General features: G+C 67.8%; 15 protein-coding genes and 1 riboswitch. Of the genes, 6 read left to right on the top strand and 9 right to left on the bottom strand.

The features are described from left to right. Positions 1 to 54: 54 nt before the first annotated feature. A complete protein-coding gene (locus tag ACZK2G_RS16600) occupies positions 55 to 948 on the bottom strand; it encodes a M23 family metallopeptidase (protein ID WP_295379730.1) in 894 nt (297 codons plus the stop codon). A gap of 149 nt (positions 949 to 1,097) precedes the next feature. Next, a riboswitch (SAM riboswitch) is annotated at positions 1,098 to 1,216 on the top strand. Positions 1,217 to 1,293: 77 nt separating this feature from the next. On the opposite strand from ACZK2G_RS16600, the gene metX reads away from it, so the two are divergent. Genes metX through ACZK2G_RS16585 form a run of 3 tightly spaced genes read left to right on the top strand, consistent with a single transcriptional unit; the run spans position 1,294 to position 4,621 of the window. Further along, positions 1,294 to 2,325 (top strand): homoserine O-succinyltransferase MetX, encoded by a 1,032-nt coding sequence (gene metX / locus ACZK2G_RS16595; protein ID WP_478473881.1) that lies wholly within the window; start codon positions 1,294 to 1,296, stop codon positions 2,323 to 2,325. Then, entirely contained in the window at positions 2,322 to 3,557 is a 1,236-nt protein-coding gene (locus tag ACZK2G_RS16590; RefSeq protein ID WP_136639086.1) for an O-succinylhomoserine (thiol)-lyase, read from the top strand. Before metX ends, ACZK2G_RS16590 begins: the two co-directional genes overlap by 4 nt. Continuing rightward, the gene (locus ACZK2G_RS16585) at positions 3,554 to 4,621 is read left to right on the top strand and encodes a homoserine dehydrogenase family protein (protein ID WP_478473879.1); all 1,068 of its coding nucleotides are present in this window, start codon (positions 3,554 to 3,556) and stop codon (positions 4,619 to 4,621) included. Before ACZK2G_RS16590 ends, ACZK2G_RS16585 begins: the two co-directional genes overlap by 4 nt. A gap of 90 nt (positions 4,622 to 4,711) precedes the next feature. Here ACZK2G_RS16585 and ACZK2G_RS16580 read toward each other — a convergent pair whose 3' ends face one another. Together ACZK2G_RS16580 and ACZK2G_RS16575 are read right to left on the bottom strand one after the other, a co-directional pair. Further along, positions 4,712 to 5,707 carry an alpha/beta fold hydrolase gene (locus ACZK2G_RS16580; protein WP_478473878.1) on the bottom strand — a complete coding sequence of 332 codons (996 nt, stop codon included), beginning with the start codon at positions 5,705 to 5,707 and terminating at the stop codon, positions 4,712 to 4,714. A 217-nt stretch (positions 5,708 to 5,924) separates the two neighbouring features. Further along, positions 5,925 to 7,307: an L-serine ammonia-lyase gene (locus ACZK2G_RS16575; RefSeq protein ID WP_046985065.1), complete on the bottom strand. Its 1,383-nt coding sequence runs from the start codon at positions 7,305 to 7,307 to the stop codon at positions 5,925 to 5,927. A 100-nt stretch (positions 7,308 to 7,407) separates the two neighbouring features. On the opposite strand from ACZK2G_RS16575, the gene ACZK2G_RS16570 reads away from it, so the two are divergent. Then, positions 7,408 to 7,638 (top strand): glutaredoxin family protein, encoded by a 231-nt coding sequence (locus tag ACZK2G_RS16570; protein WP_136639085.1) that lies wholly within the window; start codon positions 7,408 to 7,410, stop codon positions 7,636 to 7,638. Positions 7,639 to 7,697: 59 nt separating this feature from the next. On the opposite strand, the gene ACZK2G_RS16565 is transcribed toward ACZK2G_RS16570, so the two are convergent. The 3 genes from ACZK2G_RS16565 to ACZK2G_RS16555 are packed head-to-tail and all read right to left on the bottom strand — an operon-like array spanning position 7,698 to position 9,489. Further along, complete coding sequence (locus ACZK2G_RS16565) at positions 7,698 to 8,270, bottom strand: YceI family protein (RefSeq protein WP_046985067.1); 573 nt, start codon at positions 8,268 to 8,270, stop codon at positions 7,698 to 7,700. A gap of 3 nt (positions 8,271 to 8,273) precedes the next feature. After that, complete coding sequence (locus ACZK2G_RS16560) at positions 8,274 to 8,846, bottom strand: cytochrome b (protein WP_006384699.1); 573 nt, start codon at positions 8,844 to 8,846, stop codon at positions 8,274 to 8,276. A gap of 10 nt (positions 8,847 to 8,856) precedes the next feature. Then, positions 8,857 to 9,489, bottom strand: coding sequence for a YceI family protein (locus tag ACZK2G_RS16555; protein WP_478473876.1), 633 nt, complete (start codon positions 9,487 to 9,489; stop codon positions 8,857 to 8,859). Between the two features lie 166 nt (positions 9,490 to 9,655). Here ACZK2G_RS16555 and ACZK2G_RS16550 point away from each other — a divergent pair, with 166 nt between their 5' ends. After that, complete coding sequence (locus ACZK2G_RS16550) at positions 9,656 to 13,201, top strand: hybrid sensor histidine kinase/response regulator (protein WP_478473874.1); 3,546 nt, start codon at positions 9,656 to 9,658, stop codon at positions 13,199 to 13,201. A 97-nt stretch (positions 13,202 to 13,298) separates the two neighbouring features. Next, positions 13,299 to 16,826: a hybrid sensor histidine kinase/response regulator gene (locus ACZK2G_RS16545; protein WP_478473872.1), complete on the top strand. Its 3,528-nt coding sequence runs from the start codon at positions 13,299 to 13,301 to the stop codon at positions 16,824 to 16,826. Positions 16,827 to 17,229: 403 nt separating this feature from the next. Here ACZK2G_RS16545 and mdtD read toward each other — a convergent pair whose 3' ends face one another. The 3 genes from mdtD to ACZK2G_RS16530 form a co-directional block, all read right to left on the bottom strand. Then, positions 17,230 to 18,639: a multidrug transporter subunit MdtD gene (gene mdtD, locus ACZK2G_RS16540; RefSeq protein ID WP_478473871.1), complete on the bottom strand. Its 1,410-nt coding sequence runs from the start codon at positions 18,637 to 18,639 to the stop codon at positions 17,230 to 17,232. A 92-nt stretch (positions 18,640 to 18,731) separates the two neighbouring features. Continuing rightward, on the bottom strand, positions 18,732 to 19,814 hold the full coding sequence (gene hemE, locus ACZK2G_RS16535; protein WP_478473869.1) for a uroporphyrinogen decarboxylase: 1,083 nt from the start codon (positions 19,812 to 19,814) through the stop codon (positions 18,732 to 18,734). Positions 19,815 to 19,840: 26 nt separating this feature from the next. Further along, complete coding sequence (locus ACZK2G_RS16530; protein ID WP_046985073.1) at positions 19,841 to 20,080, bottom strand: WGR domain-containing protein; 240 nt, start codon at positions 20,078 to 20,080, stop codon at positions 19,841 to 19,843. Positions 20,081 to 20,150: the final 70 nt, after the last annotated feature.

Genomic DNA, 20,150 nt, shown 5'->3' with positions numbered 1-20,150 from the left:
CGCCCGGGGCGCTTTTCAAAGAGATAAGCGCCCGATTATACCGGCCGGGGCCGGTCAGCGCCCGGTGCCGCCGTCGGCCTCGCCCTCGCGGGCGAACTGCAGCTGGCCCTGCTCGGCGAAGATCCGCGCCGGCACCGAGCGCAGGCCCATGCCGCGGTTGACCTGCACCACGAAGTGCAGGTGCGGGGCGCTGCTGTAGCCGCTGTTGCCCGACAGGCCGATCGGTTGCCCGGCCTGCACCGCCTGGCCGCGACGCACACGCATGCCACCGGCCTGCAGGTGGCCGTAAAGGGCCATGCTGCCGTCGCTGTGCAGCACGCGGATGAAGTTTGCGCGCGCACCATCGCGTTCGCGGTCCTGGCCGTTGCCCTGGAAGCCGTCCTGGATCTGCATCACCGTGCCCTCGCGCGCGGCCAGCACCAATGTTGCCTCGGGCAGTGCGAAGTCGACCGCGTCGCGGTTTTCCTCGTCATCGTGGCTGAAACGGCCCTGTGGTGCCTGGTCCACGCGCGGGCGGGCGTCATCGAAGGGCAGGCGATAGGCCACGTCCTCGGCCTGTGCGGCCGGGTTTCCCGGCACCGACTGCAGGCGCAGGTCCAGTATGCGGCCGTTGACCGGCGCGGGCAGGTGGCCGACCACCAGGCTGCTGTCGCCCTGGATAAGCGACTGTACCGGCAGGCCCTCGACAGGGTGTCCGGGCGCGGCGCGCAGCTCGACCTGTAGTGGCCCGGCCAGGGCGTTGTCGATCCGGGCTTGCCACTGCTGGCCGATCGGCTGCAGGCGCAGCTGGGCCATCGGCGCGCCGCTCTGGGCGGTCTCGCCACGGGGGGGCGGAGCGACCGGGGCGGGCTTGGGCACCAGTCCCCAACCCTGGCGCCAGTCGCCGGCGCTTACCGTCGCGCTCGCCAGCAGGGACAACAACAGGCAGGTCAGGGGCAGGCGCGGCATCAGCGGTTCCAGCGGGTAGGGACCGCCGGGACTGTAGCCGATCCTGAACGGGACGACCGCGACCGCCTTCGCACAGCTGGGCTGAAAACATTTATCGCTCTATCCGCATGAAGGGATTGACAGCCCCGAAAGAGGCTGGCATCGTAGCTCCACCATCGAGACCGGCAGAGGGACAGGCCCTTTGAAGCCGGGGCAGCCCGCAGGCGCGCAAGCGACTGCGTAGGTGCCAAATCCTGCGGGGACCGTGGCGTCCACCGGAAGATGGTTCGAACCATGCACCGCACGTGCATCTCGAACGCGGGCCCCGCGAAGGCTCGATGGCCGATTCCCCAACCGGATCCCGCCATGAGCTTCGCCGCCAGTACCGCCATTCGCCCCGAACCCTTTGTCCCCGTCAGCGTGCCGGTCCAAGACCGTGTGCATGCCGAGCGCGGTGAGTTCGCCGCGGTGCTGTCGATGCGTCACGCCGGCCCCAGCCCGGTGCGCCTGCGCTACGAGTGGGTCGGCCCGGCCAACGCGCCGGTGGTGGTGCTGGCAGGCGGCATTTCCGCCCATCGCCACGTGGCGTCCAATGCACAGTTCAGCGAGAAGGGCTGGGCCGAAGATCTGGTCGGCAGCGGGCGCGCGCTGGATCCGCAGCAGCTGCGTGTACTGGCCTTCGATTTCATCGGTGCCGACGGCGCGCTGGACGTGCCGATCGATACCGCCGACCAGGCTGATGCACTGGCGCTGCTGCTGGACCATCTCGGCATCCGTGCGCTGAAGGCGTTCGTCGGCTATTCCTATGGCGCGCTGGTCGGCCAGCAGTTCGCGATCCGTCATCGTGCCCGTGTGCGCCAACTGGTGCTGGCCAGCGGCGCACATCGCCCGCATCCCTATGCCGCCGCCTGGCGCGCACTGCAGCGTCGTGCGGTTGCCCTTGGCCAGCTGCAGTGCGGTGAAGACCACGGCCTGGCCCTGGCGCGGCAGTTCGCCATGCTCAGCTACCGCACGCCGGAAGAATTCGGCGAGCGCTTCGACGCAGCACCGGAAGTGATCAATGGCCGCGTGCGTGTTGCCGCCGAGGACTATCTCGATGCCGCTGGTGCGCAGTACGTCGCGCGCACGCCGGTGACCGCCTACCTGCGCCTGTCCGAATCGATCGACCTGCATCGCGTCGACCCCACCGCGATTCTGCCGCCGACCGTGGTGGTGGCCGTGGAGGGCGACCGCCTGGTGCCGCTTGCCGACCTGGTCGGCCTGGTCGAAGGACTGGGCCCACGCGGCAGCCTGCGCGTATTGCGCTCGCCCTATGGCCACGACGCCTTCCTCAAAGAAACCGATCGCATCGACGCGATCCTCGCCACCGCCTTCCGCACTTCTGGAGAGTCCGCATGAGCCTGCACGCAAACGAGCCGTCCTGTAGTCGCACCACTGCCGCCGTCCGTGCGGGCATCGATCGGGATACTGCGCATGGCGCGGTCACGCCGCCGATCGTGCTGTCATCGAATTTCAGCTTTGAAGGTTTCGGCAACAAGCGCCAGTACGACTACACGCGCAGTGGCAACCCGACCCGCGACCTGCTGGGTGAAGCGCTTGCGGAACTGGAGGGCGGCGCCGGTGGCGTCATCACTGCCACCGGCATGGGCGCGATCAACCTGGTGTTGAACGCGCTGCTGCAGCCGGGCGATACCCTGGTGGTGCCGCACGATGCGTACGGTGGCAGCTGGCGCCTGTTCAATGCGCTGGCGAAGAAGGGCCACTTCGAACTGGTCACCGCTGACCTGACCGATCCGCGCGCGCTGGCGCAGGCGTTGGCCACCCAGCCGAAGCTGGTGCTGGTGGAAACGCCGTCCAACCCGCTGCTGCGCATCACCGACCTGCGCTTCGTCATCGAGGCGGCACACAAGGCTGGTGCGCTGGTAGTGGTCGACAACACCTTCCTGTCGCCGGCGCTGCAACAACCGCTGTCGTTCGGCGCGGACCTGGTGCTGCATTCGACCACCAAGTACATCAACGGCCACAGTGACGTGGTCGGCGGTGCGGTGATCGCGCGTGATCCGGCACTGCATGAGCAGCTGGTGTGGTGGGGCAATGCGCTGGGCCTGACCGGTTCGCCGTTCGACGCCTTCCTGACCTTGCGCGGCCTGCGCACGCTGGATGCGCGCCTGCGCGTGCACCAGGAGAACACCGCCTCGATCGTGGCCCTGCTGGATCAGCATCCGGCGGTCGGCGCGGTCTACTACCCGGGCCTGGCAGATCATCCGGGCCATGCCATTGCCGCGCGCCAGCAGAGTGGTTTCGGCGCGATGCTGTCGTTCGAACTGGCAGACTGTGCCGGTGACGATCCGCATGCCGCTGTGCGCGCGTTCGTCGATGGCCTGCGTTGCTTCACCCTGGCCGAATCGCTGGGTGGCGTCGAAAGCCTGATCGCGCATCCGGCGACGATGACCCATGCAGCGATGACCGCCGAAGCGCGCGCGGCCGCCGGCATCAGCGAAGGCCTGCTGCGCCTGTCGGTCGGCATCGAGGCCGAGCGTGATCTGCTGGCGGATCTCGGCGCAGCACTGCGGCGCGCCGAAGCGGTGATTGATGCGGCTGCACGCCGCAAACAGGTGGTGGATGCATGAGCGCACTCGCCGCTGACATTCCTGCGCTGGGCGCGGGGCGCCTGGCGCTGCTCGGCACTGGCACGGTTGGTTCGGCCTTCGTGCAGCGCTACCAGGCATTGCAGGCGCGCGGGCTTGAGCTGCCCAGCGTGCAGTGGCTGGCCAATTCGCGCACCGCGCTGGCGATCGACCGTGATCTGGCGCTGCCGCTGGAACTGGCGCGGCGTGCGCCGCGTGATGGCCAGAGCTCGCCGCCATGGGCCAGTGCCGAAGGGCTGGAGCGTGGCGACGTGGTGGTCGATGCCACCGCCAGTGAAGACGTCGCCGCGCGCCACGTGCAGTGGTTGGCGCGCGGTGTGCACGTGGTGACTGCCAACAAGCTGGGCCGTGGCGCGCAGCTGGCACGCGCACAGGCCATTGCCGATAGCTGTGCCGACAGCGGTGCGCGCTACGGCGACAGCGCCACGGTGGGCGCGGGCCTGCCGTTGCTCAGCAGCCTGCGCGCGCTGGTGGCCGGTGGTGACCACATCCATGCCATCGAGGGCGTGCTGTCCGGTTCGCTGGCTTGGCTGTTCCATCGCTATGACGGCCAAGCGCCGTTCTCGGCGGCGGTGCGCGAAGCGCTGGCGGCGGGCTACACCGAACCCGACCCACGCCTGGATCTGTCCGGCGAGGATGTGCGCCGCAAGCTGCTGATCCTGGCCCGCAGCAGCGGGCTGGCGCTGGATGCTTCGCAGGTGCAGGTGGATTCGCTGGTACCCGAAACACTGGCAGCGCTGCTGCTGGAGGATGCCGTGGCTGCGCTGGAACAGCTGGATGCGCCGCTGCAGGCGCGCTGGCAGCAGGCACGCGACAACGGACGCGTGCTGCGGTTTGTCGGCCGGGTTGACGGCAATGGTGCCCAGGTGGGCCTGCGCGAGCTGCCGGCCGATCATCCGCTGGCACAGGGCGCGGGCACCGACAACCGGGTAGCGATCCACAGCGATCGCTATCAGCGCCAGCCGTTGTTGATCCAGGGACCGGGCGCGGGCGCGGAAGTCACCGCGGCCGCGCTGCTGGATGACGTGCTGCGGATCGTGGGTTGACGTCCCTGCTGCTGCGCTCGCCGGGCATGGCCCGGCGCTACCAACCCCGCTCGCAGGTAGCGCCGGGCCATGCCCGGCGGACCCGCAATCTCAACGCGACTTCAACGCATTCAACAACGCCGCATTGAACTGCTTCGGGTCCTGCACCTGCGGTGAATGCCCAAGCTCGGAGAACTCGACCAGCGTCGCGCCCGGAATCGCCTCGGCCGCCCTCTTGCCCAGCACCGGATAGTTGCCCAGCGTCGCCTTCAGTTCCGGCGGCGCCAGGTCACGGCCGATCGCCGTGCGGTCCTTCTGGCCGATGAACAGCATGGTCGGCACCTGCAGGTTCTTCAGCTCGTAGACCACCGGCTGGTTGAACACCATGTCCGAGGCCAGGGCCTGGCTCCACGCGACGGCCTGCCTGCCCGGGCCTTCGTACATGCCCGACTGCATCCTCGCCCAGGTTTCATAGGCCGGCTTCCATTGGCCGTCGTAGTACACGTCCAGCTGGTAGCGGCGGATACTGTCGTAGCTGGTTTTCAGTTCGCCTGCGTACCACGTATCCAGGCTGCGCCATGGCACGCCCAGCGCCTTCCAGTCTTCCAGTCCGATCGGGTTGACCAGTGACAGACTGCGCAGGTCCTGCGGGTACATCAGCGCATAGCGCACCGCCAGCATGCCGCCCATCGAATGGCCGACCAGATGCACCGGCATGCCCTCCAGTTGCAACTGCTGCAGCAGCGCATGGGTGTTGGCCGCCAGCTGCGCGAACGAGTACTGGTAGCGCTCGGGCTTGCTGGATTTGCAGAAGCCCACCTGGTCGGGCGCGATGACCCGGTAACCGGCGTTCAGCAGCGGCGCGATGGTCTGCTGCCAGGTGGCTGCGCAGAAATTCTTGCCGTGCAGCAGTACCACCACGCCGATGGCGCGGCGCTTGGGCAGGACATCCAGATAGGCCATCTCCACGGGCTGCCGCTGTGATTCCAGTGCGAACGTCTTGACTGGATAGCCGTAGTCGAAGCCCTCCAGCCGCGGACCATAGGTCGGTGCGGCAGCGACGGATAGCGGCAGGCAGGCAAGCAGTGCGGCGGCGGTTACGCGCATGGGGCAATCCGGGGCGAGGGAGCCCCGAGCCTAACCGGAACGCGGTGACGGTGTCGTCCGGCGGGGCAGATTCGACCGGGTATAGGCGACCGGGTATAGGCGACCGGGTATAGGCGACCGGGTAGAGTCGACTGTTAGTCGACTGCCTTCCCGACAACCAGCGAAAAGCCCGCGCTGCGCGCGATAGTCGGCCAACGGTCGACTCTACCCCGGGCGTTCAGCACTCGATGACGTTCACCGCCAGGCCACCGCGGCTGGTTTCCTTGTACTTGTCCTGCATGTCGCGGCCGGTATCGCGCATGGTCTTGATCACCTTGTCCAGCGACACCTTGTGCTTGCCGTCGCCACGCATCGCCATGCGCGAGGCATTGATCGCCTTCACCGCACCCATCGCGTTGCGCTCGATGCAGGGGATCTGCACCAGTCCACCGATCGGGTCGCAGGTCAGGCCCAGGTTGTGTTCCATGCCGATTTCCGCGGCGTTCTCGATCTGGCTGGGGTTGCCACCCAGTGCGGCAACCAGACCGCCCGCTGCCATCGAACAGGCCACGCCCACTTCGCCCTGGCAGCCCACTTCGGCGCCGGAGATCGAGGCGTTTTCCTTGTACAGGATGCCGATCGCCGCCGAGGTAAGCAGGAAGTCGAACACGCGCTGCTCGTTCGCACCCGGGCAGAAACGGTCGAAGTAATGCAGCACGGCGGGCAGCACGCCGGCCGCACCGTTGGTCGGCGCGGTCACCACGCGGCCACCGGCGGCGTTCTCTTCGTTCACCGCCAGCGCGTACAGATTGACCCAGTCCAGCGTGGTCAGCGGATCGCGCATTGCCGCTTCCGGCTTCGACGACAGCTCGCGGTACAGCGCTGGTGCACGACGGCCCACCTTCAGGCCGCCCGGCAGCACGCCTTCTTCACGGATCCCGCGGCTCACGCACGACTGCATCGCGCTCCAGATCTCGCGCAGGTTGGCGCGGATCTCGTCTTCGCTGCGCCAGCACTTCTCGTTCTCGAACATCAGCTGGGCGATGCTCAGGCCACTGCGCGCGGTCTGCGCCAGCAGCTCGTCGCCGCTCTTGAACGGGTAGGGCAGCGGGGTTTCGTCGGGCACGATGCGGTCATCGGCCGCGTCGTCCTGGTTGACCACGAAGCCACCACCGACGGAGTAGTAATCGCGGGTGGCGATCACTTCGTCCTCGGCGTTGTACGCGGTGAAGCGCATGCCGTTGGTGTGGTACGGCAGCTTCTGGCGCTTGTTCATGCCGAGGTCGCGCTTCTCGTCGAAGGCGATCTCGTGCTGGCCCATCAGCTGGATGCGCTTGCTGCTGCGGATGCGCTCCAGGGTGGCCGGAATGATGTCCGGGTCGATCAGGTTCGGCCGCTGCCCTTCCAGGCCCAGCAGGATCGCCTTGTCGGTGCCATGGCCGCGGCCGGTCAGCGCCAGCGAGCCGTAGACATCGGCACGGATGCGCGCGACCTCGTGCAGGCGGCCCGGATCGAGCAGCCAACGGTGGATGAATCGCTCGGCGGCCTTCATCGGCCCGACGGTGTGCGAGGAGCTCGGGCCAATGCCGATCTTGAAAACGTCGAACGTGCTGACAGCCATGGTTGCCGTACTGCGGGTACCGGAAGAGACCGCTATTCTAGCGGTTCACGCCGCACTTCCATGGCTGCGGCGCAGCATTTCCGCCAAGGAGACCCATCCGGTGTTGACTCTGTTCCAGCGTGACGACTGCCACCTGTGCGACATGGCACTGGCCGAGCTGGCCAAGGCCAGGGCGCCGGAGTTCGAATCGGTGTTCCTGGATGACCAGCCGGCGCTGGAAGCGCGCTACGGCGCGCGGGTGCCTGTGCTGCGCGACGAGCGCGGCGGGCGCGAGCTGGACTGGCCGTTCGATGCGGCCACGGTTCAGGCCTGGCTGGCTGTCGATCGGTAGTGCCGGCCAGCGGCCGGCACTACCGGAGATGATGGCCGGGGCGGTGCCCCGGCCGTTACTCATTTCGCGTCGAACTTCACGATCGTGCTGATCGCGGTTTCGTCCGGAATGGTCTTGGTGTCGGCCCAGTCGCCGCCGCCAACGCCGAAGTCGAGGCGCTTGACCGTGGCCTTGCCGGTCAGCACCGGCTGGGTGCCCGGCTTCCAGGTGAAGGTGAGGGTGACCGGCTTGCTGACGCCGCGCAGTTCCAGCGTGCCGTCGGCAGCGAACTGGTCGTTGCCCACCGCGCGGAAACCCTTGGCGGTGTAGCGCGCAGTGGCGAACTTGCCGACGTTGAAGAAGTCCGCGGTCTGCAGGGTCGAGTCGCGATCACTGTTGCCACTCTTGGCGCCGGCCAGCGGGATCACCACGTCCAGCGAACCGGCGGCCGGATTGGCCGGGTCGAAGCTGAGCTTGGTGGCGAAGCCCGGGAAACTGCCGGTGAACACCTCACCGTCGTACTTGGTGGCGAACACCAGGATCGAGCCGGTGCCAGGCGCCTGCGCGTAGTCGGCGGCGAGCGCCGGGGCGGTGGCCAGCATGCCGGCCAGGGCGGCGGCCACGGCGGCCGGAGTGGTCAGTTTCAGGTTCATCGATCAGTCCTTCTGAGGGGAGGCGAGCCAGCCGCGCGGCAACATGCGGGACAACGTTGCATCGCGCTGGAACAGGTGGTGGTAGAAGGCAGCACCGGCATGGGCCAGCACCACCGCGATCAACAGCCAGAAGCCGTATTCGTGGATGGCATGGGACACCGCCACGACCTGCGGGTCCGGGCCGCTGAGTTTCGGCACATCAACCAGGCCGAACCAGCGGAAGGGGCGCAGGCCACTGGCCGAGTCGTACAGCCAGCCCGACAGCGGGATGGCGAACATCAGCACGTAGAGCAGCACGTGGGTGGCGCTGGCGATGCGTTCCTGCCAGCTGGGCACGCCCGGCACCGGCTTGGGCGCACCGGCATACACGCGCCAGCCGAGGCGGAAGAGCACCAGCGCCAGCACGGTAATGCCGATCGACTTGTGCGCGGTGTAGACCCAGAAATACTTGGGGGTCTTGGGCAGTTCGCCCATCGTCAGGCCGACCACGCCCAGGGCGAGGATCAGCAATGCGATCAACCAATGCAGGATCTGGCTGACACTCCCCCAGGCGGCGGGGGTGTTCTTGGCGGTCATGAAGGGTCCTCTAGCGGGCCGTCTTGGGATCGGAGTGCGGAACGGGAGCGGGAGTTCCCGGGGCGTCGCTGCGGTCGAGGGTGGCTTCAGCCTCGATCCTCAGCTGTACTGCATCACCGATGACGCCCGGCCAGGCGGTGATGCCGAACGCACGCCGGCTCAGTGTGGCGCTGGCGGAAAAACCGGCGGTGCGTCGGAACGGGGGTAGCGGGTAGCGCTTGATGGCGTTGAGGGTCACGTCCAGCGTGACCTCCTGGCTGACCCCGCGCAGGGTCAGGGTGCCGATCACGTGGGCACGCCTGGCATCGATCGGTTCAACCCGGGTGGAGACGAAGCGCGCGCTCGGGAAGCGCTCGCCATCGAGCAGGCTGCGGGCCAGCGTGGCCTGGTTCCACTTGGCATCGCCAAGGTCCAATCGCGACACGGGGACTTCGACGTCGAGCGTAGCCTCGCGCCAGTTGTCGGGATCGAACTGCAGGCGGCCCTCACTGCCGGAGACCGTCCCCATCGCCTGCGAGTAGCCGGCATGGTCGATGGCGAACAGCACCCGCGTATGTACTGGGTCGAGGCGATAGGTGTCTGCGTCCGCCCAAGCGGGCGCTGTGGCGAGCATCATCGGCAGCAGGGCCAGGCAGGGACGCATCGATGGCGGGTTCCGGAAGGGGGGACGCTGCGATCATACGCATAGCCCCCTGCCAACGTTGCGTGCACGGCTGCAACAGTTCGTGGTGGTATTGCCTCTGGAAACAGGCTGTTGCAGCGATGGACCTGCCCCTGTGTGACAATCGGGACAGGACAGGGGGTTCAGGATGACGAGCGGCTGGCGCCTGTGGTGCCAAGGCATCGCGGGTATGGGGCTGCTGCTGATGGCGTTTGCCGTGGCAGCCGCTACCTTGGACATGGCGGAAACACCGCGCCTGCGCCGCTTTGGTGCCGCCGAAGGCTTGCCGTCGCGCATGGTGCTGGCCCTGGCCGAGGATCGCCAGGGGCATATCTGGGCGGCTACCGACGGCGGCCTGGTGCGCTACGACGGGGGCGGCCTGAGGGTCTGGGAGCACGATCCGGATCAGCCGGGCTCGCTGCCCGGCAACGAGATCGAGACCCTGCTGGTCGATCCGCTGGATCGCGTATGGGTGGGTATCAACGGCAAGGGCGTAGCACGCCTGGATGCCGATCGCGAGCGCTTCAAGACCTTCGACACGGTCAATGGTCCGTGCATGAGCCAGTTCTGGACCCTGGCCTATGCCGAGGACGCCCTCTGGATCGGCACCAGCGGCCATGGTGTCTGCCGTTTCGGCGAGGACGGCAGCCTGCGCTTCTTCCAGCATGTTCCGGCGCATCCCGGTGGACTGCCCAGCAACACCATCTTCAGCAGCCTGGTCGATGCAAAGGGCCGTCTGTGGATCGGCACCGAAGCGGGGCTGGCGCGCTGGAACGGTAGCAGCTTCGAGGCGGTGGCCCCACGCGAGCTGGGTACGCTGAGCGTGCTGCGGCTGAGCCAGGATCCTGACGGCTCGATCTGGGTCGGCAGCCAGAACGAGGGCCTGTACCGCATCGATGCGCAGGACCGGGTCAGTCGTCCGCGCTGGGCCGACAGCGCCAGCCTGCGTTCGGCACTGGTGCTGGCCGATCGCCAGGGCGGTTACTGGGCCGGTACGTCCGATGGCCTGCTGCGTGGCGATGCCAGTACGCTGCGCCGGCTCGAGGGGGACCGTGGCAGCGGCTTCCTGACTGCGCAAAGCGGTGTGCTTGATCTGCTGCAGGACCATGAAGGGGGACTGTGGGTGGCGCTGTTGACCCAGGGCCTGGCCTACCTGCCGCCGGACTGGCGTCGCTTCTCGATCTGGAACCAGCTCGATGGCAAACCGCTGGACAGCCAGTATCTGCTGAGCGCCGCCAGCGACGGCAGGAACTACTACGTCGGCTCGGCGCATGGTGTGTACCAATTGGATGCGCAGGGCACGCTGCGCCTGCTGGCCAGCGATCGCGAGATCGGCAGCGGGGCGGTGTGGTCGGTGCTGCCGCGGCCGGACGGGCGCCTGTGGCTGGGCCGTGCAGGCCGCATCAGCGTGTACGATCCGGCCAGCCGTGCGCTTCACGACTGGCGCATCGACGGCGGCGCCGACCTGCGCCAGCGCATCGATCTGATGCGGCAGGCACCGGATGGCACGGTCTGGCTGTCGGTGATGAACCTGGGCCTGCAGCAGCGCAGCGCCGATGGCCGGCTGCTGCGCAGTTTCCCGCTGGATGACATCCGCGGCACCGCCGATTCACCGATCGAGCAGATCCGTTTCGATGCCCGTGGCCAGGCCTGGGTGATGGGCGACATGGGCATCTGGCGTGAGCACGCGGGACGATTCGAAGCAGTGCCGGGTGTCTCGCGTGGGCTCATCTACGACTTGGTGTGGATTGATCCGCAACAGCTGTGGCTGGCCCGGCAGGGCGCGCTCGAGCGCTACCAGTGGGATGGCATGAGCCTGCGCCTGATCCAGCGCGTTGATGGTGGTGCCGGTGTGCCCGCGGTCAGCATGGGCGGGCTGGCGCTGGCCGATGACGGTCGCCTGTGGGCGACCACGCCGCGTGGGCTGCTGCGCTGGGATCCCAAGGCGCGGCGACTGCAGCAGTTCAACGAACGCGATGGCCTGTCCGATGCCGAGTTCACCAGCCGGCCACCGGCGGTGAATGCCGATGGTCGTGTGCTGGCGGTGAGCCAGACCGGGCTGGTCGCATTCGATGTGAACTCGGTTGACGCGGTGTTGCCGCCTTCGTCGTTGGTGATTGCCGAGGTACGCGTGCGCCGTGATGACGCCCGCGGCTGGCAGCCGCTGCCGAACACCGGCACCCTGCTGCTGGGGCCGGATGATCGTGATCTGCAGATCGACGCGCGGCTGCTGTCCTACGCCAACCCGCAGGGCAATCGCTATCGCTTCCGGGTGCGAGGGTACGACCAGAACTGGGTCGAGCAGGGCGGCGATGGCCAGCGCACGCTCTCGCGGTTGCCCACCGGCAGCTATGTCATCGAAGTGCAGGCGGCGACCGCCAGCGGCGCATGGACACCATCACAGCGACTGCAGGTGAAGGTGCTGCTGCCGTGGTGGCGCAGCGGCATGGCGATCTTCGGCTATATCCTGCTTGGTTCGTTGCTGCTGGTGACCCTGGTGTGGTCGATCCGGGCGCGCCTGCGTCGCCGCCAGCAGTGGCAGCTGACCGTGCACAAGCAGCAGCTGGCCGAGCAGGCGTCGCAGGCCAAGAGCCGTTTCCTGGCCACGCTGGGCCACGAAGTGCGCACGCCGATGACAGGCGTGCTGGGCATGAGCGAGCTGCTGCTGGCCACGCCGCTGGATCCGGTACAGCGCAGTTACGCCGGCTCGATCCAGCAGGCGGGCAGCCACCTGTTGCGGCTGGTCAACGATGCACTGGACCTGGCCCGCATCGAGGCTGGGCGGCTGGAGCTGGACCTGCGTCCGTTCGACCTGGGCGGCCTGCTCGACCAGGTGCAGGCGCTGATGCAGCCGATGGCGCGGCAGCGTCAGCTGGCCTTCCAGCGGGGCGACGATCCGCCCGGGCCGATCAGCGTCAGCGGTGATGAGATGCGCGTGCGCCAGATCCTGCTCAACCTGCTGGGCAATGCGATCAAGTTCACCGAACGTGGCCATGTTGGACTGGCCGTGCGGCTGGATGACAACGGTGCTGGCCTCTGCTTCGAGGTGCACGACAGTGGTCCGGGTATCAATGCCGAGCAGCAGGAGCGCTTGTTCCATCGCTTCGAGCAGGCAGAGGGGCCGCGCACGGCGTCGCGCTATGGTGGCAGCGGCCTGGGCCTGGCGATCTGCCAGGAACTGGCGGTGGCGATGGGCGGGCGCATCGAAGTGGACAGCCAGCCAGGCAAGGGCGCGCGCTTCCAGGTGCGCCTGCCGTTGCCGTGGACCCGGCAGGCGGCCAACGCGCAGGGCGACTCCCCGGCGCTGCCGGTACTGCCGCCCTTGCGCATCCTGCTGGTCGAAGACGATGCCACCGTGGCCGAGGTCATCGCTGGCCTGCTGCGTGGCCGTGGCCACGAGGTGGTGCATGTGCTGCACGGGCTGGGAGCCTTGTCCGAGATCGCTACCGATGGCTTCGATGTCGGCCTGCTCGACCTCGACCTGCCTGCCCTGGATGGAACCGCGATCGCCCGCCAGCTGCGCACCATGGGCTATGAACTACCGCTGGTGGCGGTAACCGCACGCTCCGACGCCTACGCCGAAAGCCAGGTGCTGGCGGCCGGTTTCGATGGTTTCCTGCGCAAGCCGGTCACCGGCGACCTGCTGGTGACCGCGATTGCCCAGGCTCGCGCAAAACGACAAGTTGCCCATTGAAAGCGTCGGTGCCAGACGTTAACGACGTGACTTTCGGTTTACCATGCCGACGCCCGCAGCGCGGGAATCCATCAGAAGCAGCGTGAGGAGGCAATCGGTGGTGTATCTGCGGGCGGCGATGCTGCTGCTGGTCCTCCTGTGCTGCCTGTCGCCAGCTGCGGCGCAGCCGGTACCGCCGAGCCCGCGCCAGGTGACGGTGTTCGATGGCCTGCCGTCCAATACGGTCAACCGCATGGCCGAGGACCGCTACGGCTACCTGTGGATCGCCACCAATGACGGCCTGGCCCGCTACGACGGCCGCAACTACCGGATCTGGCGCTCGGAAGACGGGCTGCGCGACAACCGCATCTGGACGGTGCTGGTGGACGCACGCAACCAACTCTGGATCGGTACCGAGAACGCCGGCCTGGTGCGGATGTCGGCCGACCGCCGGCAACTGCATTTCTACGACCGCAGCAGCCAGCCGCTGATGGGCACCAACACCATCTGGAGCCTGGCAACCACGCCGGACGGTTCGATCTGGTTCGGTACCCACGAAGGCGGCCTGTACCGCCTGGACAGCCAGGACCGCCTGCAGCGCTTCCTGCCGGAGGCGAACAATCCGCGCAGCCTGCCTGCTGCGTCGGTGCCGTACCTGGTCACGCTGGCCGATGGCAGCCTGTGGGTCGGCACCAAGCATGGCGTGGCGCGCTGGACCGGCACCGATTTCGAGCGCATCGGCGCCGACGTGATTCCCAGCCTGCTGATCAATGGCCTGACCAGCGAACCTGACGGCAGCCTGTGGATCAGCACGATGGCCGGCGCCACCGTGCGTCGTCCCGATGGTCGTTTCGAAACGTTGCCGTGGAAGCTGCCGCAGGGCGAGCAGGTGCTCGGCATGATGTTGCGCGACGAGCAGGGCGGGCATTGGCTGGATACCCGCAGTGGCCTGGGCCGGGCCGTGGATGGCCAGTACCAGACCGTTCCGCTGTACAGCGCGGTTGCGCGCGGCCCGGTACGACCGAACTGGACCGGCGCCTACGAGGACCGCGAAGGCGGCATCTGGCTGGCCAGCACCAATGCAGGCCTGTGGCACCTGCTGCCGCGCTGGTGGCAGTTCTCGGTGCTGTCGCGGCTCGAGGACGATGCCAGTTCGCTGCGCAATGCTTTCGTGCTCGGGACCAGTCCCTCCAGCAATGGCGGTATCTGGACGGTGGGCAGCCACGGCGCGCTGGACCGTTTCGACCCGAAGACCGGCAGGATCGAGCAGCACCGGACCTGGGTCAATGGCATGTACTGGCTGACCTCGGTGCGCGAGGACCGGCGTGGCCAGGTCTGGATCGGCTCGACCGACGCGCTGATGCGCTACGACCCCAAGCGTCGCGACCTGCGCCGGTGGGGGCGTGATGCTGGCGCCGACGCGACCATGGAAGGGGTCATCGAATCGATGATGACCTGCGATGGCGACAGCCTCTGGCTGATGCTTCCGGCCGGCCTGCAGCAGCGTGATCTGGATGGGCGCCTGCGCCGGCAGCTGGACAATGGCCAGCGTGGATTGCAGCAGGGCCAGCTCAACCTTGACGTGGAATGTGGCCCGCAGGACCACATCTGGCTGGCCAGCAGCCGTGGCCTGCTGCAGTGGTTACCGGAGAGCGAACGATTCCAGCCGGTGCCCGGTGCACCTGCCACGGCGATCCACGCACTGCACGTGGGCCGCGATGGCCAGGTCTGGCTGTCCGAAGACGGGCGCCTGTCGCGTTACCGCTGGAGCCAGGGGCGCCTGGAACGGCAGGCCGTGATCGGTGCCGAGCAGGGCTATCCGGCAATCTCTGCCTCTGGCCTGGTGGTCGACGCGCAGGGCGTGGCCTGGGCGACCAGCGCACGCGGGCTGGTGCGGGTGGGTGCCGACGGCCAGAGCGTGCGTCTGTATGGCGTGCATGACGGCCTGCCCAGCCAGGAGTTCCGCGAGCACACACTGACGACCTCGGGCGACGGGCACCTGGTGGCGGGCACGCCGGCCGGCGTGGTGGTGTTCGACCCGGAACAGGTGCGACCGTCGGTGCGGCGTGCACCGCTGGTGATCGAGCGTGTCGAGGTGCGCCGCAACGAGCAGGTGCTGGACCTGACCCATGACACGCCGTTGCAGATTGCCGATGGCGACCGTGACCTGCGCATCGTCGCGCGCCTGCTGTCGTTTGCGGATTCGGCCTCCAACACCTATCGCTACCGGCTGGCCGGCTACGACCCGGACTGGGTTGAAGTGGGGCCGGCCGGTGAGCGCCTGTTCTCGCGGCTGCCGCCGGGCAGCTATCGCCTGGAAGTGCAGGCGCGCTCGGCCGACCATGTCTGGTCGCGCGTGCAGAGCCTCGAATTCCGCGTGCAGCCGCCATGGTGGCGCAGCCTGTCCGGGTTGCTGGTGCTGGCGTCGATCGCACTGCTGCTGACCAGCTGGTTCGCCTGGCTGTATCGCCGCCGCCTGCAGCGTCGCCATGCCTACCAGCTGGCGCTGCACAAGCAGGAGCTGGCCGAACAGGCCTCCGCCGCCAAGACCCGTTTCCTGGCCAACCTCGGCCATGAGATCCGCACGCCGATGACCGGTGTGCTGGGCATGAGCGAACTGCTGCTGGCCTCGCCGCTGGATCCGCAGCAGCGCGGCTATACGCAGTCGATCCGCCATGCCGGCGAACACCTGCTGCATCTGGTCAATGACGCCTTGGACCTGGCGCGGATCGAATCGGGCAGGCTGAAACTGCAGTCCAAGCCGTTCGCGTTGAGTCGCCTGCTGCAGGACCTGGCCGCGTTGATGGGACCGCTGGCCGCGCAGAAGGGCCTGCGTTTCACCCTGGACAACCAGTTGCCGCCGGGGCTGCAGGCGACCGGTGATGCGATGCGGGTACGCCAGATCCTGCTCAACCTGCTGTCGAACGCGGTGAAGTTCACCAGCCGCGGGACCATCACCCTGCACGCGCGCAGTGATGGCGAACTGCGCGCGCTGCACTTCGAGGTGCGCGATACCGGTCCGGGCATCAGCCAGGAACAACAGCAACGCCTGTTCCGCCGCTTCGAGCAGGCAGACGGTGCGCGCACCGCCGCGCAGTACGGCGGCAGCGGCCTGGGCCTGGCGATCTGCCGCGAGCTGGCGCAGGCCATGCAGGGCCGGATCCAGGTTGAGAGTCAGCTGGGGCGGGGCACCTGTTTCGGCGTGACCTTGCCGTTGCCGCTGGTGGTCGACGCCGACGCCGAAGCCGCTGGCGAAGCGCACCGTGAGGAGGCGGCGAACATGCCACCGTTGCGGGTGCTGCTGGTGGAGGACGACGCCACCGTGGCTGACGTGGTGCGCGGACTGTTGAGCGCGCGTGGGCATGACGTGGTACATGCCGGCCACGCGCTGGCGGCGTTGCGCGAGATCAGTGCCGGTGACTTCGACGTCGGCCTGCTGGACCTTGACCTGCCGGGCCTTAGTGGCTTCGAGCTGGCCCAGCACCTGCGCAACCAGGGCTACATGCTGCCGCTGCTGGCGGTGACCGCGCGTACCGACCCGGATCTGCAGCAGCAGGTGGAAGCGTCCGGCATCGGTGGCTTCCTGCGCAAGCCGGTGACCGGCGAACTGCTGGTGGAAGCGATCGCCAGGGTCATGGGCAGGTAGGGTTTATTGCAGGGCTTGCAGCCCTGCACCTGCAGAATCAACGTCAACGTCAAAAGCCTGCATTCCGTGGGATGGCGGGGTGGGTCCGGTGGCTGCGCAACAGGCTCCGACCCCAATCTGGAATTCGATATCTGACAGATGTATCGACCAAGGTCGACACCTATCAACAACCGCGTGTTCCAACAGCCGCCGTTACCCGCAGCCGCATGAACCTGTCAGAGGTGGGGCGGTGTGGGCTTGCAGGACCGTTGGCGCCATGGATGGCGCCATCGAGCCCCCATGGATGGGTTTACGGCGTGTCCTGCAAGCCCACACCACCCCGCCAACCCACGGAATGCTCGCTGTTGCTGTTGCTGTTGCTTCGGCCTCTGCGGGTGCAGGGCCGCAGGCCCTGCCGAACCCCTCACTCCGCGACGTGCTCGACCTGCCGCGGTTCGGGCTTGGTGTCGGGCAGCTGCCAGAAGATCATCGTCGAGGTCAGGGTGATCGCACCCACGCACAGGAACGTGGCATGAAGCGCGGCGGTGGCACTGTTGCTGTCAAGGTGGTTGCCGAACGCCGCCAGCAGGCTGCCGGCGGCGGCGGCACCGAAACCGGCTGCGAGCATCATCACCATCGACAGCAGGCTGTTGCCGGAACTGGCGAACTCGCGGTCCAGATCACGCAGGGTCACGGTGTTCATCACAGTGAACTGCAGCGAATTGACCGCACCGAAGAACGCCAGCTGCAGCAGGCGCCAAGCCAGATGCTGGCCGGGCGTCATCAGGATGAAGCTGGCCATCGCCAGGCCCACCAGCACGGTGTTGACCATCAGCACGCGGCGGTAGCCGTAGCGCTCGACCAGCTTCACCGCCAGCTTCTTCGACACCATGCCGGCGGCCGCCACCGGAACCATCATCAGGCCGGCGTTCATTGGGCCCAAGCCCAGGCCGACCTGCAGCAGCAACGGGATCAGCATCGGCATGGCGCTGCTGCCGATGCGCGAGAACAGGTTGCCAAGGATGCCGATGCGGTAGCTGGGTACGTGGAACAGTGCCAGCGAGAACAACGGTGCGGTGGAGTTGGCGGCGTGCAGCCAGTAACCCACCAGCGCCGCCAGGCCGGCCACGGTCATCAGCATCACCAGCGCGTGTGGCGTACCGAGCCCGGAGATGCCATCCAGCGCCAGCGACAGCACCACCATCGCAAAGGCCAGCATGATGTAGCCGCGCAGGTCGAAACGGGTGCGATGGCTGGCGTAGTGGTCGGGCATGATCTTCATCGCGGCGATGAAGCCGATCACGCCAATCGGCAGGTTGATCAGGAACACCCAGTGCCACGATGCGATCTCGACCAGCCAGCCACCCAACGTGGGGCCGATCAACGGGCCGACCAGGGCCGGGATGGCGATGAAGCTCATCGCGCGCAGGAAATCCTCGCGTGGTACCGAACGCATCACTGCCAGGCGGCCGACCGGCAGCAGCATCGCACCGCCGATACCCTGCAGCACGCGCGCACCGACCAGTTGGTGCAGGTGCTGGGCCAGCGCGCAGGCCAGCGAGCCGAGGGTGAACAGGATGATCGCCACCAGGAAGGTGCGTCGGGTGCCGTAGCGGTCGGCGATCCATCCGGAAGCGGGAATGAAGGTGGCTACCGCCAGCGCGTAGCTGAACACCACCGACTGCATCTGCAGCGGGCTTTCGCCCAGGCTGGCCGCCATCGCCGGCAAGGCCGTGTTGACGATGGTCGAGTCCAGCATCTGCATGAAGATCGCCAGCGAAACCAGCCAGAGCAGGGGGCGCTGGCGGTTGTAGGTCGATGGCGATGTGGACATGGGGTGTGGCCGGTGCGACGTGGGGGACGCCATGATCGCGCACTGCGGGTCACGGCGCGATCAAGGTCGCGCCGTGACGGCATGCCGGATGCTCAGCGCTGGCTGTGCGCGTGCACCGCGTCGACCAGCACCTGCACGTGCGCCGGGTCCATGTCCGGCGACATGCCGTGGCCGAGGTTGAATACATGTCCCTCGCGCGAGCCGCCATTGCCGGCGGCATAGGTGTCGAGCACGCGCGCGGCGGCGGCGGCGATTGCATCCGGCGAGGCATACAGCGTGGTCGGGTCGAGGTTGCCCTGCAGGGCAACGCGGCCACCGGTGCGGCGCATCGCCTCGTCCAGGTCCAGCGTCCAGTCCAGGCCCAGCGCATCGGCACCGGTCTGCGACAGCGCCTCCAGGTGCAGGCCGGTGCCCTTGCCGAACAGGATCAGCGGCGTGCGCTCGCTGCCTTCGCCACGCTCCAGGCCCTCGGCGATGCGCTGCAGGTAGCGCAGCGAGAACTCGCGGTACATCGACGGCGACAGCACGCCACCCCAGGTGTCGAACACCTGCAGCGCCTGCGCACCGGCTGCGCGCTGCGCGCCGAGGTAGGCGATGACCGCCTCGGTGGTGACTTCCAGCAGACGGTGCAGCGCCTGCGGATGGTTCAGTGCCATCGCCTTGATGCGCGCGAAGTCCTTGCTGCCGCCGCCTTCCACCATGTAGCAGGCCAGCGTCCAGGGGCTGCCGGAGAAACCGATCAGCGGCACTTGGCCATCCAGCTCGCGGCGGATCAGGCGCACCGCGTCCATCACGTAACCCAGGTCATGTTCCATGTCCGGCACGGCCAGCTTGGCGATGGCCGCTTCATCACGCACCGGGTGGCGGAACTTCGGGCCTTCGCCTTCGACGAAGTACAGCTCCAGGCCCATCGCATCGGGAATGGTGAGGATGTCCGAGAACAGGATCGCAGCGTCCAGCGGGAAGCGGCGCAGCGGCTGCAGGGTCACTTCGCAGGCGATCTCCGGGTTCTTGGCCATGGCCAGGAAGCTGCCGGCCTTGGCCCGGGTCGCGCGGTACTCCGGCAGGTAGCGGCCGGCCTGGCGCATCAGCCAGACGGGGGTGCAGTCCACCGGTTCGCGGCGCAGGGCGCGCAGCAGGCGATCGTTGCGGAGAGGGCTGGTCACGATGAGCATTCCTTGGGCGAAAGTTGGCAGCGGCGTCAGTCGCCGTGCGGAAGAATCTGGAAGCCGCGATGCAGTTCGGCATCGCGGGCCTTCTCGAAGGCATGGCGGGCTTCGTCGGCCTGCAGGAACAGCTCACGCCGCAGCTGCGAGCGACCACCGACGCGACCGCTCTCGCGCAGCAGCTCCCAGCCGCCGAACAGGTCCGTCTGCAGGCTCAGGCGCAGGAAGCGTGGTGCCTGGGCACCGGCGTCGGGATGTTGCAGGTAAACGTGCATGGCACCGATTGTAGCGGGGCCCGGGTGACCCCGGCCGCAACGCGGTAGTGCCGGCCGCTGGCCGGCAACT

The sequence above is a fragment of the Stenotrophomonas sp. 107298_Sma genome (genome assembly GCF_056480345.1).
The sequence above is the reverse complement of the archived record's forward strand: the minus strand, read 5'-3'. Positions and strand labels throughout refer to the sequence as shown.